The 12,612-nt window shown below is 43.4% G+C and carries 19 protein-coding genes; 2 read left to right on the forward strand and 17 right to left on the reverse strand.

Annotated features, from left to right (window positions below):
* Positions 1-47 precede the first annotated feature (47 nt).
* The 9 genes from PSF28_RS21320 to PSF28_RS21360 all read right to left on the reverse strand — a co-directional run bounded on the left by PSF28_RS21320 (position 48) and on the right by PSF28_RS21360 (position 6,064).
* Positions 48-653 carry a DUF2913 family protein gene (locus tag PSF28_RS21320; RefSeq protein WP_131680304.1) on the reverse strand — a complete coding sequence of 202 codons (606 nt, stop codon included), beginning with the start codon at positions 651-653 and terminating at the stop codon, positions 48-50.
* A gap of 15 nt (positions 654-668) precedes the next feature.
* Positions 669-1,301 (reverse strand): hypothetical protein, encoded by a 633-nt coding sequence (locus tag PSF28_RS21325; protein WP_136135248.1) that lies wholly within the window; start codon positions 1,299-1,301, stop codon positions 669-671.
* A 20-nt stretch (positions 1,302-1,321) separates the two neighbouring features.
* Positions 1,322-1,912, reverse strand: coding sequence for a hypothetical protein (locus PSF28_RS21330; protein ID WP_136135247.1), 591 nt, complete (start codon positions 1,910-1,912; stop codon positions 1,322-1,324).
* A gap of 72 nt (positions 1,913-1,984) precedes the next feature.
* Complete coding sequence (locus PSF28_RS21335; protein WP_136135246.1) at positions 1,985-2,515, reverse strand: hypothetical protein; 531 nt, start codon at positions 2,513-2,515, stop codon at positions 1,985-1,987.
* A gap of 14 nt (positions 2,516-2,529) precedes the next feature.
* Complete coding sequence (locus PSF28_RS21340) at positions 2,530-3,234, reverse strand: hypothetical protein (protein ID WP_131680299.1); 705 nt, start codon at positions 3,232-3,234, stop codon at positions 2,530-2,532.
* A 28-nt stretch (positions 3,235-3,262) separates the two neighbouring features.
* A complete protein-coding gene (locus PSF28_RS21345) occupies positions 3,263-3,652 on the reverse strand; it encodes a hypothetical protein (RefSeq protein ID WP_131680298.1) in 390 nt (129 codons plus the stop codon).
* A gap of 87 nt (positions 3,653-3,739) precedes the next feature.
* A complete protein-coding gene (locus tag PSF28_RS21350; protein ID WP_136135245.1) occupies positions 3,740-4,063 on the reverse strand; it encodes a PerC family transcriptional regulator in 324 nt (107 codons plus the stop codon).
* 154 nt (positions 4,064-4,217) lie between these two features.
* Positions 4,218-5,453, reverse strand: a complete 1,236-nt coding sequence (locus PSF28_RS21355; protein ID WP_131680296.1) for a hypothetical protein — start codon at positions 5,451-5,453, stop codon at positions 4,218-4,220.
* 17 nt (positions 5,454-5,470) lie between these two features.
* Positions 5,471-6,064 carry a recombinase family protein gene (locus PSF28_RS21360; protein WP_136135244.1) on the reverse strand — a complete coding sequence of 198 codons (594 nt, stop codon included), beginning with the start codon at positions 6,062-6,064 and terminating at the stop codon, positions 5,471-5,473.
* A gap of 146 nt (positions 6,065-6,210) precedes the next feature.
* Here PSF28_RS21360 and PSF28_RS21365 point away from each other — a divergent pair, with 146 nt between their 5' ends.
* Positions 6,211-7,581, forward strand: coding sequence for a hypothetical protein (locus PSF28_RS21365; protein WP_136135243.1), 1,371 nt, complete (start codon positions 6,211-6,213; stop codon positions 7,579-7,581).
* Positions 7,582-7,667: 86 nt separating this feature from the next.
* Here the strand turns inward: PSF28_RS21365 and PSF28_RS21370 are convergent, their stop codons facing one another.
* The 6 genes from PSF28_RS21370 to PSF28_RS21395 form a co-directional block, all read right to left on the reverse strand.
* Complete coding sequence (locus PSF28_RS21370) at positions 7,668-8,069, reverse strand: hypothetical protein (protein ID WP_136135242.1); 402 nt, start codon at positions 8,067-8,069, stop codon at positions 7,668-7,670.
* Positions 8,070-8,217: 148 nt separating this feature from the next.
* The gene (locus tag PSF28_RS21375) at positions 8,218-8,394 is read right to left on the reverse strand and encodes a hypothetical protein (RefSeq protein WP_168697687.1); all 177 of its coding nucleotides are present in this window, start codon (positions 8,392-8,394) and stop codon (positions 8,218-8,220) included.
* Positions 8,395-8,500: 106 nt separating this feature from the next.
* Positions 8,501-9,031 (reverse strand): DNA-binding protein, encoded by a 531-nt coding sequence (locus PSF28_RS21380; RefSeq protein ID WP_136135241.1) that lies wholly within the window; start codon positions 9,029-9,031, stop codon positions 8,501-8,503.
* 42 nt (positions 9,032-9,073) lie between these two features.
* A complete protein-coding gene (locus PSF28_RS21385) occupies positions 9,074-9,292 on the reverse strand; it encodes a hypothetical protein (RefSeq protein ID WP_131680291.1) in 219 nt (72 codons plus the stop codon).
* A 225-nt stretch (positions 9,293-9,517) separates the two neighbouring features.
* Positions 9,518-9,832, reverse strand: a complete 315-nt coding sequence (locus tag PSF28_RS21390; RefSeq protein WP_136135240.1) for a hypothetical protein — start codon at positions 9,830-9,832, stop codon at positions 9,518-9,520.
* A gap of 76 nt (positions 9,833-9,908) precedes the next feature.
* Positions 9,909-10,118: a hypothetical protein gene (locus PSF28_RS21395; RefSeq protein ID WP_136135239.1), complete on the reverse strand. Its 210-nt coding sequence runs from the start codon at positions 10,116-10,118 to the stop codon at positions 9,909-9,911.
* Between the two features lie 213 nt (positions 10,119-10,331).
* Here PSF28_RS21395 and PSF28_RS21400 point away from each other — a divergent pair, with 213 nt between their 5' ends.
* Complete coding sequence (locus PSF28_RS21400; RefSeq protein WP_131680288.1) at positions 10,332-11,489, forward strand: PAAR domain-containing protein; 1,158 nt, start codon at positions 10,332-10,334, stop codon at positions 11,487-11,489.
* Positions 11,490-11,809: 320 nt separating this feature from the next.
* On the opposite strand, the gene PSF28_RS21405 is transcribed toward PSF28_RS21400, so the two are convergent.
* Complete coding sequence (locus PSF28_RS21405) at positions 11,810-12,148, reverse strand: hypothetical protein (RefSeq protein WP_131680286.1); 339 nt, start codon at positions 12,146-12,148, stop codon at positions 11,810-11,812.
* Positions 12,149-12,269: 121 nt separating this feature from the next.
* Positions 12,270-12,512 carry a hypothetical protein gene (locus tag PSF28_RS21410; protein WP_136135238.1) on the reverse strand — a complete coding sequence of 81 codons (243 nt, stop codon included), beginning with the start codon at positions 12,510-12,512 and terminating at the stop codon, positions 12,270-12,272.
* Positions 12,513-12,612: the final 100 nt, after the last annotated feature.

Below are 12,612 nucleotides of genomic sequence, written 5' to 3' on the forward strand. Positions count from 1 at the left end.
GAGCCTTTGATAAAGGCTCTTTCTTGGGTTTGACTCAGCGCTTACAGCTAATCAGCCAACGCTAGCAGGTGAAAACATGGCTTTTGAGCCGATTCAGTATTGGATAGAGCCCAGCAACAAGAAGCCAGTAGCGCTTCGACTTTATCCGTTCTTCCCGTTAACACCACTTCGACGGCGGAGGTTTGTGTTCCGTCGTTATTAAACCCGTGGTCTAAGGAAGCTTTTCGGATCCGCAGGTAGTCCGTGTTGGCATTCAATCGTGCGATGTCCATCTTCAGCCATTCCTCTTCCGTCAACAGAGAGTACGGCCAGCCCATTTGCGATAGTGTCCCTAAGATCGTTGTCAGTCGATACAAGTCGTTTTTAGCGGTCAGTTTGCCCGTTCCGCTGTCGTACAAGTATTGAAGCTTTTCCTTCAGCTTAGCATTCATGGGATGATTTTCCCCTTGACGGATAAGCCAGCGCAGATCAGGGGCAACATCTTTGGAAAAACGTTTTTGCCGCATAGCCAGTTTCAACCATTCAAAGAGAAAAAGATGCTCTTGCACATTGCCGTTTGCACGGCCATCTCTTTTGGCAATCCCCAATGCAGCCAGTGCGCACCAGGCAAGATGCGCACTCATTTGGTTCAAGGTGGTTTTTGTTTGGTTCATGACGTCAAATGTTGCCTATGTTTCGTTTTTGTTTACAAGCGCTATATTACCCGAAACTTCGCTAATGTGCTTGTCATCGTTTTCCTGCGCCTGTGTAGAGATGACAATTGACTGTGACACCTTCAAAAGCTCACTTGCTGCGCTAATACTACGCGCCCGGAGGTCATCGGCTTTTGTATCACGGTGCATTAATTGTCGTGCGCGTCGCAAATGCGTGACATCCATCGGAATAGCCGTTTCGATCAGGGTGTTGAGGTAGTCTATCGCTGGACGCTCATCAGCAGGGGGATAATGCATTTCACCATACTCACGATTCAGTGACGCATATATGCGTTGAATATCATCCACCGACATCATGGCATTGTACCGAGGGAGCCATCCGGAGAAAAACAACAAAGTAAACGTTAACAAAATGGCTGAGAACGAAGCAGGATAGACCGCCAGCATCATGAACTCGGTGAGTTGTGCGGATGGATGCGCTTCACTGCGATACAAAAACTGCATGATGGCATACAAAAGAAGAAAAACGATAGCAATGGTATATAAGCAAGCGGCAGAATAACTTTCCATGAAATTGGTCAATTTCATTCTGGGGCAAGTAGCTTGTTTTTTAAGGTACAGTTCAACATCAGTCGTATCAAGGATCATTGTAGCCTCTTCCGGCAATGTTAGTGGTCTGGGTGTTCTAACGAGGATGTATCCAGAGCCAGACCCGCTTTTGCAATGCTGTCAGTCAGCGCATTAATATTGTTTTCCGCCTTAAGGCGAGCATCGTGATTGTCTTTCTCTTTTTTTGCCCGGAAAAGCATGGCATCCACAGTTCGGGTATGCACCGCGCTCATCGGCACACCGGACATCACAACTGCATTGAGGTAGTCAATGGCGGGACGCTCGTCCTCTGGGCCATAGCCCAATTTGTCGTAGGCATCCATAGACACCGTATAAAGCAATTCAATTTCACTGACTGTTAACAGAGCCTTGAACTTTGGAAAAGCCCCATAGAAGAACAGACGAGTTAACACCAGGATTCCACCACAACCCAGCGCGTAGTACCCCGCCAGATCCATTACACGGTGAAATTCTGAGTCGCCGAATCCAACCAGATGGGTGCATAAATAAGTAAGGCCATACAAGACCACAAAAATTAACATTGGTGTCAGCACAGCCGACAAGAGGATATTTTCAATAAACATCGTGACCTTCAGCATACGGCTACTACTCTGCCGTTGCAGGTACAGTTGAATGTCTGTCTTATCCATATTCATATGCTCCGAATGCGCGCTCCGATCGCCCATGTTAGACGGTCGGAGCGCAACGATTTTCAGGGACGTTTAGGCCGGCGTTTTGTTTTGTGCGATCACCGATTCGAATGTCTGACTCATGCTGTTCAGCTTGGAATCACGTTCATCTGCATCGACCAGTGCGTAAAATTTACGGCGGTGGCGATAATTAATTGGGATGCCTTCCTGGATAAGGGTATTGAGGTAATCAATACCCGATTTCTGTTTTGACTCTACATGGCCCGTCTCTTGATATGCAGTGAACGATTTGGAACATAGCTCTTCAATTTCGCCCACTTCCAGCAACGGGCACAGCCGTGGAAACACACACGAATAGTACAAATGCACAAAGACCAATAAGCAGACACCGCCTCCGGTAAAGAAACACAACGGCAAAAATAAGAGCTCTTCGACAATTTTTGGCATGATGATCAGGTGGGCTATGGCAAACATCAACGCCATGATGAGGAAGCCGATGAGCGGCGGAGTCAGGATGCAATCCATCAGGCGTGTGAACTTTATCAGTCCACAGGAGCTTTGACGTTGAAGGTATAATTTAATATCGGTCTGATCAGTTTTCATGTTGGCCTCTTCGGTTAACGGTCGTTTGCTTTTTTCTGTACATCTTCACATTTTGGTGAAACCCCTTGAGAGCGCTGCTCTTGCGCACTCAGTACCCACCACCCATTTTCTACTTTATGCCTTGGGCTCAGTCCGTCATCATCCGGCCAACGCACAGCAACAACGAAGTTGTAATTGTTGATCCAGCGGACAGCTGTTTGACAGTACAAGGCATTTTGCAGCATTGACTTAATACGATTGCTGATTTTCTTAGCCTCAGCGGGACTGCTCGTGGGGTTTACGTTGAAAATCAACGCCGGATCCGCTTGCATCATGCTCCAGGTGATAATATCTGCTTCCGAGACCCGCGCATGGCACTGCAAGAACTCGTTATTTCGGATAGCAATGCGCGACACCGCACTTGGCCGAACTGCATCACTCTCCAAAAGCGTCGGAAGTTTATCTCGGTACTGCATCTGATCAATTTGCTTCGACTGTAATGCAGAATCCGGCTTTTCCAGTGTATGTGACCCGTGACCAGCAATTAAATATCCGGCATTGTGATTGTGCTGGGCCTTGTAAATCCACATTGGGAACCGGTGTTCAGCCGTCATGCTGGTGGCAACAATCAATGCCTGATCGTAATCAGGGAAAAACACTTTTTTATGTGCCCCGAATTGAATGGTCTTTGCGCCCATCAATAGCGGTGAGCCTACAGAACGATGATAAGGTGCGGCCAAGGTAAGTCCTCCAATACAACGCTGAAAGTTAGAAGGTACACATTGAGACGTAGCCCGATTTCTCCGATACGTCTTCTGGTTTCTTATCCAACTTGACCTGGCGTTCTTCGTCGCGCAGTAAATCGTATCGCAACACCTTGGTGCCCAGAGATTTAGACATGTCCCTGCTATGGATCAGGATGTGAACACGATTCGGTGGCAGATGGGGGAAACGCTGCAAAAGGATTTTCGTGAGGACCACCAACGAGTTTTCGTTGGTGTCGAATCCATACAAGTCTTCCAGGATGATGTAAGTGTGGTTTTTATTACCAAGCTTGCCCGGCTCGGGGCATAGTTTTACACGAAAGTGAATTGCCTCGCAGGACCACTCACGGTGCGGGAGCGCCATGAGAACGAAGTCTTTCAGTATAGTGGACATAGAGCCTCTCTTGTTGTTTGTTGCCAAACTGGCTGGTATTGAAGTGTATGGGAGTGGGTTCGGCCAACGAAATTATGACGACACGTTCTATCTGGAATTGTCTTTGACACATAACCGGACATAGGCAGCTTCAACCTCACGACTTGCTGAGGTGATATCACTCCTGCGATCGTAGAGCTCAATTCGCTGAGCATGCTTGGCATTTGAGAGTTCAATACAGCGGAATCGCTGTGCAGCGATGTACTCGGCATGACTGGGGTTTTCCTGCATCGCAACGCTCCACTGCTTGGCAGCACGTAAGTACAAGTGTTTTGCCTCAAGCTCAAGTGCGATTTTGACTGCATCAACCTCGGGCAAATACTGTTTACCCAGGCGGTCAACGATATTCGAAAGAACCTTCCTGCGCGCCATCTGACCAACTCCTACGGATAGTTGAAATATTGTACGGAACAGGAAGGATGGTACGATCGGTTGGGAAGTTGACGAAGGGAAAAGCAGGTCAAAACGTTGGTGTTTTATCCCTGTTTATGATTAGCCACATACCTTGAAATCATTAATGGGGAACTTAGCCTGGGATTTTAAACTTAGATTTTAGCTTATCAGCAAGTCGCGCATGCCCTAAGTTATATAGGTTATTAATAACATCTTTGTTAAAGTTTAATTTTTCAATTACATGCATTAAATCCTCAAAATTAGCCTCATTACCAGCACGGCGTTCAAATTCTCTTTGATAACCCTTTGAGTTGCTATGGTCACCATAGAATAAAGCCAAGATGCCTGAAATTGAGATAGAATTAAACCTATCACGGAATTTTCTATGTAATATATCTTTTCGTTTTAAGGAAACCTTGATTTGTTCCAGAATTATCGCTGCATTATGCCCATTGCAAGGGTTAATAGTACCACTTACAACGGTTAGCTGATTGATATTACGATGGCGAAGAAAAAACTTAGACATCAGAAATGCGAGTTTTATGTCACTTTCATCACACCCGTACAATTGTAATTCCAAACCAATCATTTTAGCTAAATCATGTGTGGTTTCGATGATATTTATGGCCTTACTGAATGCCCTGTTAGTTAAATCATATTTTAACTTTAGTTCATCTTTCACCTGTAAGAAATCCGGATCACACCATGCGCACCTATCAGGAAGACGGTTGGCGATATCAACCAAATCATTTCGTGACAAAACACCAGAAAAGTATCCCAACTGATAGTTGATTAATGCATCTGACATAAAGTTAGAGAATTCATCAAGCTCTAATTCAACCCTATTAAACTGTGTCTTAAGATCAATGACATTAATAATACCTTCTCTCACCAAGTGTCTTTCGCTTCCATTTGAAAATGGATATCGAAAAACCTGCCCTGTCGAATCTATTGTTGATAGCTCCATGATAAATTCGTCAATCTCTTCTATAAACTTTTCTGAATTTCTTTCCGCTTTAACAGAATTTTGTTTAACAAACCCCCATATTCTTCCTATATCGTGAGACCCAGTATGGTCAAAATTAAAAGGTTCATTTTTAATGGCAAAGATTTCACTAATATAATTCTGGCAAATATCTTTCAATCTCAATTCGATAGAATGCCTAAAGTTAAAACATATTGGATATATAAAACTATCCGTCCATAGATGAACTCCCTTATTTGCTATTACAGCATCAAGCAAGACATTAGCTGCTTTGGAATATCCTTTATAATACTCCGCATATGAAGGATTCCCATTTTCTCCTACACATGCATTGGCCCACGCTGGTTCACCCGCCTTAAAATACTTGTTGCCCTCTTCAATCATTACAATACATCCTTATTCTATATTTCTTTAATTAAAGCTAATTTATTATTGGTATCGTCAACATTGACTTCTTTTAGTATTTTATAAACGGTTGACCGCGCGATTTGCAATTCCCTAGCAATTGCTGTACCACCTAACCCGCTTGCCTTCAGTTCTAAGACTCGTTCACGATTAACAGACCTCTTGCGCCCAAATTTTACCCCATTTAGCAAAGCCTCCTGTCTGCCCTCATTTGTTCGTTCCAGAATCCTTTGCCTTTCCGCTTCAGCGACCGCAGACAAAATGGTGACCACCATTTTTCCCATTGAACCTTCCGTGCTTATTCCATCATCCAAAAAACGAACAGCAACGCCCATTGAGTCGAATTCTTTTATTAGCTGAATCATGTCTGCTGTATCACGGCCAAGTCGGTCGAGTTTTTTTACTAAGATAATATCACCTGACTCAACTTTTACCTTGAGCAACTGTAATCCTTCGCGATTAATATGGCTCCCTGATTCTTTGTCGGAAAATAAACGGTGTTTTGCCACCCCTGCATCAATTAACGCTTTTATCTGAATGTCAAGCGATTGTTGGCTGGTGGACACCCTAGCATACCCAAACAGTCGCAAAATGTGTCTCCTAAATCATTATCGGACAATAAGTGTCTATTAATTAAAAATATCGAATTAATAGACACTATTTTTATATTATTTTCAAGTGTCCGAAATATTATAATATAATATACACAATTTTTTTGTTATTTAAGTGAGGGAAAATGATCATTGGTAAATTTGGAGATGTGCCTTTAGGTGAAGTTAGGCGAATCGTTGCTGCAACCGCAGATAATGAAGGGGATGAATGGAAGTACATTAGTATTGTATTTGATTTGGGATTAAAAACTCAAAAACACATAGGAAAGTGCATAGAGGAAGTCCTTGAAAATACAGAATGGTATGGCCGTGAGGTAATAAAAGACATGCTCTTGGCAGATAATGGATTAACTGCAAAGTTACAACGCACTCTTGAGTTAGCAGAAGCTCAAGGGGAACAGGATTTAATCTACAAGGGAGTGGAGTTTCATAGCCATGAAAAGACGAAATACATTTTCTCATTTGCTAGCAAAGCAGTAAGCACAATGTATATTTGTGTGATTACTGATTTGGATTTAAATCCCATTGAAGTTAAAACGATTGCTCATGGCAAAAATTACAACCTAGATTATTACCTTAATTTTCAATTTTTAAATACAAGGTATTCAATAGACCAGAAATACTTTGATGAACTAAAGGATAGTGTTCGTTGGATTGAAGGAATATTAGGTAAAAAAGCACAAAGGCTTAACGAGTACCTTAAAGTTATAGATAAATACTCTAAGAAAGCTCCAGGAATAATTGATAAAGAGCAATTAGAAATGTCCATCTCTCTCTATGAACTTAATGGGATTAGAATCATTCACAAGGCATTTATCAAAAAAGAGGAAAGCATAAAAAATCAAATTACAAAAGTAATCAATGGAGTGGCATTTAAGTATCAATTTGATGAACTCAAAGATGATAAATGTAGAGAATTTTTATATGAACTTAAAGTTGCTGCCTACTTAAGACTATCAGGATATGAGGTAAATGTTTCGGAACGGGCTGATATTATCATAGGCAATGAAATTTTTGTTGAATGCAAGAAAATCCGTTCGCCATTAAAGATAATCACGAGGATAAAGGAAGCCCTGACTCAACTTAATAAAAAAGAGAAAGTAGAAAAAGGTATTATTTATGTGGATATTTCGGATGCAGTCCCAGGCTTAAACGATAGATTTTTGGTTGTAAACCAGAAAGATTTACCCGAATTAATCAGTAAAAAGGTATCTCCACTACAACATAATGACAAATATGTAAAGGATCTAATTACTGAAAGTATTTTTAAATCTACCTTAGATTACATTAATAAACATACAGAGGACATAGAATCATTGATTGGGGATACTGTGTTAGTTCTTAATTTTGAGAGTGCATTTTTTCATGTTAACCCAATTCAAGAGAGGGTCGGATTAGTAAAAATTGCGTTCGTTTTTTCTAATGGAAATTCATTGAAGTATAATTATATTATTGAAGATTCTCAGCGTTCGTATTCGGAGCTAATGAAACTTTAAACTTCTGCAACTATATGTAAATGCAAAACGAATTTAAATTACACTTTCATCATATATAATTAAGGCGGTTCAAGCCGCCTTAAATTTCAATTATCTCTATACAAAATAAAGTAGCATTTCTGGATTCGCATGCTGTTATTGATGTAACCACAAAGTCCCTCTCTGCCGTTAGCATCACGACCGATCCACAACCCTGCCAGGCGCTTATCTGGCTTCTCGGATAACACATATACCTTGTTGTTGAAACGCTCAATGCTGGCCTTTTGAATGCCGTCCGGTATGGTGAATTCCCCCAGATGCGCGTAGCTGTTCAGTCGAAGGACGGTAACACTTCCCTTTTCACCTGGTTGCGCAGTTTCGTTCGGTTGTGCTGCCGATCGCTTACTTTTGTCTGCGTAAACAGAATTTGGGTCGAACTGTGGCGCAGCCACTGCGCTACCGGCCAACAATCCCACCGCGCCGACCAGCGCCAAAACCTTGAGTTTCATTGTGTACCCTCGTGATAATAATCCTCATACCGCATGAGGCGCTCTGAACGATGAGATCGCGCGCCCCCACGGCACGCGAACGTTCAGTTATGTAGCCCCTATGATTCAGGAGTAAAAGGTCTTTTTCAAGGTGCAGACAAGGAAAGGGTTACGAATTGAGGACGAAAAAGGTCATTCCGGTGCAAGCGATGAATACCGTCATCAGTAAAACGCCGCTGTACTTATATATAGAAGAAAGGATACCGAAGATAGCAAGACCGATCACCGGAAAGAGAACTAATCCTGGCTGCACTCCAAAGTAGTACCAGGCAATACCGGCGGTCATTAAGTCAGGCCTGTAAATCGTTATAAGCGCATAGCCAAAAAGAAAGCTGCCAATCAGTAAGCAGATCAGCAGCGTATAATGAAAAAAACGGAAGTAGAGCCCCCTGCTACGCATGAGATTTAGGTTCGTAGTCACCCGGCTCGGTGGCGATAACTTCACCCAGCTCAGGGCTGTAACGTAGCAGCTCATTTGTATCCAGGTACTCGACGTGGCGTTTGGTCTTGCTGTTTGAAAAACCGAGCTCATGTGCCAGCATATTGATGGAAGGACCGATACCAGTACGCTTCGTCATGCTTTTCACGGCCTTAATAATGGCTTTGCGATCTTCTGTCAGGTAGACCTTATCAACCAACTCATCATGACCTTGCCCCTTCGCGATGCGCATAGTCCTGGCCGTGGTCTTTTCTTCGTCTATGACGATCCTGCCGAGCTCATGCAGCTGCTTCACACGTCGGGCGACCAGACCTTTTGAATAACCCAACGCTTTGCCGATTTCATCGTAAGTTGGGGGTGCCCCGTCTTCTTTGATGCATTTAACCAAGTAGTTAAACAGCCTATCGAGATGGACGGAAGGAACTCTCTGTACGGTGGGCTCCTGTCCACATTCAGGTGCAGTGTCTGTGTGTTGGGCGGTCATAGGGTGATCCTAACTTCAGTAATGATGTTACCCAGCATCCGATTAGGGTTGCAGCGGTATGATAGTGGCGCTGACCTGGGTCACTGGAGTTTTGCCTTGCAAGCGGGCGCGGGCTTCGGCCAGGGCCAAAAGCGCTCCCTCAAGTAATTGCACATCACGATCAGCGGTGGCTGAGTCAATGGCTTTGCCGATACGTTCACCCAGGGCATTCAGATCTTGCACGATGGGTTGAATGATGCTGTTACCGTTACAATCACTCATAGTATCACCTATTCGTTCTGTTTACCTGAAATTTCATTCACCATGTTTAAACCCAATTCCGTGACGTCATAATGACAACTTCCTGCATGGGTCATCAGGCCGCGCGCGACAAGAGAGTCCAGCACTACCCGGCTTCGACTCAGGGTGTGAAACGTGAGCGGACATCCCGGCCACCACTTTCCGCCCTGGATGCGAGCAACGTTTACCAGCATTTGATGCTGATGCTTACCCAACGGTAACGGCATGAATACCTCTTTTCATAGCGGCACGGCGATCCATGATACGGGCATGCGCTTCTGCTTGCGGGTCCGTACACAATTGGATTGCCAGCAACAGCTGGTGGCGCTCAGTTCGCTCATCATTGGTCATGAAATTGAGCGCGGTAAAGCCGACAGGAATGGTGCCGTGGATACGATAACTCTCATCCAGGCGTGCCTGAGCTAAGCGACTTAACTCATTAAAACGTGCTTCAACAGCCTTCCGACCTAACTGTTTGAAAAGTGAAATTGCCTGTATTTCCGATTGTGGTGCGCGACTCATACTTACCCGCCTATCCGTTTTGTTTACACTTTAATTATCAGTCACACAGTTCGGGTGACAAAGTGAAACGGCGAAATTAATCGCCCCAGTGAGACAGTTCATCGTCAATGATGTAGTCCGCTTCATCCTGATCGAAGCTCTCTTCATCGTCGATATGTTCAAGGGAAGCGCTCGCCCACTCACGGCACTGTGCTTTTCGGTCATCCTCACTATCGAACTCCCAGGATACTGAACGGGATAGCCAGGCGTTGTACAGTAACTCGAGATTCTTTTCTTTGGTACACATCAGTTTCTCCGATAAAAGTAGAGCGGCATGAATATTTACCTTTTCCAGTTAAACATGAGGTGGACGAGCGACGAAATTACAAGTGGTAGAGAATTTGAATAGTTAGTGAATGGTAATGCTAGGGTTATATATAGTTAGGTTAATAACTAATATTGATATATTATTTTCATTAATTAAATATATAAAACTGTAATATCACACATTGGAGGTGTTATGTCTGGAGTGAGACCCATTATCATGGGTAAAGCAATGGCGCTAAATGGAGATAAGACCACTACTGGAGCAACTTGTATCGCAACTATTGAAACGGTCACTTGTTTTAATAAAAAAGCCTTAAGAGTGGGTGACCCAACCACAAAGTGTCCTAAATGCGGTCAACCAGGCACTGTAATTTCTGGACAGCAAGGTTTTTTAAATCACGGAAAACTTCAGGCCGTGCATGACTCACTTGTACAATGTGGTTGCCCGGCAGGTACTAATAAAGTTATTGCTCATAGTGGACCAGAACAAGCACAACCAAGCCGTTTTGCGTCACAAGCCCCAACATCTTTAACACCTTCCCAGGGTTCCAGTTTTGCGAGCCGTATCAATCCTGTAACCCCACCCCCTCTAATTGGTGAATGCAGAATTTCAGATAATTTGCTATATGATGGTGTATTTGTTTGGACGGAAACTTTCGGTTCAGGTCATTCGTTTGTAACAATCCACAAGAACGGTGATGTGTCACTATATTCATATGGTCGCTACGGTATGCCAGGGCCATTGACTTTAACGGGTGATGGTATACTGCTATATATGACAGGCGAAGACGCTCGAAAATATATCAGAGATGAGTTATACATTACGAATGCTAGGGTTTTTAAAATAACGGATGCAGATACAGATAAAACAGAAGCGTATTTTAATAACCTTTGGAAATCTGGCAGTATCCCTAACCTCCCTGAAAAATCTGGTGAGTTGACCCGTAGAAACGGCAGATCCATAGATGTTTATGATGTTTCAGGCAATAATTGCACAACTCATACTGTAAAAGGGTTAAAGCAATCTGGTACACGGATATTCGAAGACAGTTATACACCAATGAGAACGCAGTATCCGATCGAACGAGAAGAAGCATTCACGGTGCCAGTTTCATTCCAAAATTATTTGGATGGCAAGAAAAATAACTTTAAGAAGCTTGATGTTATTGAAGCTACAAGTGACTTCCATAAACAGTATCCAAATATCGACAATCTGACGCCATCCGATAAAGGAACCATGATTCAATTTTTTGAATTTGCCACATCGTCAGCAAAAATGGGTGGAGAGGCAACGGGTTTTGATGGTGGTGAAATGGGTGGGGGTGTCTTAGGTAGCACTTATGATAAATAAAACTTTTTTAAGATGGTTTTTGACGGTTCTGTTGATTTTGTTATTTTATTTAGGTTTGGGCATTTTTGACTTTGGGTTTAGTTCAAGCTTCACGTACAACTATACAATGATAGGTAATGATGATCCAATCTCCGTTTGGCGCGCTTTCGTAGAGAGTTTGAGAGAATATCATGACACTGCGATGGCCTATGTTATTTTTAGCACACCTATTTTACTAATATTGTTATTTCTCATTCATAAAAAGATAAGATAGCAACTGTCATGACAAAATCGGTGGGGGATCATCCTCACCGATTTCGTTCGACCACATTATCACACAATCAACAATACCGTTCACCCGCATTATAGCGGCGGATAAGCTCTGGCAATGACGCTTCCAGACCATAATAGGCGACTGTATGCGCACTGGCTGTTTGACGCATAACACCGTTATCAATAGCCACGAATTCTCTGATGAGTGCAAAAATGGCTTTTTCGCCTTGGTTAACTTCAACGAGGATGCCAGGTTCGATCAGCACTCGTCGTGGCCTTCCACTTTTACGACTCGTGGAACTGTGCTCTCCTTTAACTGTACTGGCATTCCCCGGCATAAATTGACCGCCTTTGTAATGCTCGCCATTTAGGCCTATTTCACCTCCCTTCTTGGCTTGACCTTTCATTGGATGCTCCTTATTAAAGAAAGCCGGGGGTTAGCCCGGCCAAAAGTCAGATCTTTGGCTGTGTAAATCAACCACAAGCTCCCATTGCAAAAACAACTTTATTATTCATTCACCGGAACGGTTAAATAAAGCGATGGCCATCGTTGTAGCGCGCGATCAGTTCATCAATTTTGTCCGTCAGACCGCACATCCCAATAGCCACTTCGGTGGCATTGATCTGCATGACGCCTTCCTCATCGAAAGCGACCACTGCACGAACACGATCGAAGATCGATTCTTTACCCAATTCCACCAGCTCGTACCGGCCCGGCTCAATCAGAAGTCGCCGTAAATCCCGACTTTTTCGTTGAAGTGTTTGAGACATGAGTTATTCCTGTTAGTTGTGGCTCCCTTAGTGTGGCATAGCCCATTCCGGGAACGAAATAAGGTCATTTTTCACGTTACTTCAGGTTTTCAGGCGAATA

Source organism: Providencia sp. PROV130, assembly GCF_028482225.1.
Lineage (GTDB): Bacteria > Pseudomonadota > Gammaproteobacteria > Enterobacterales > Enterobacteriaceae > Providencia > Providencia rettgeri.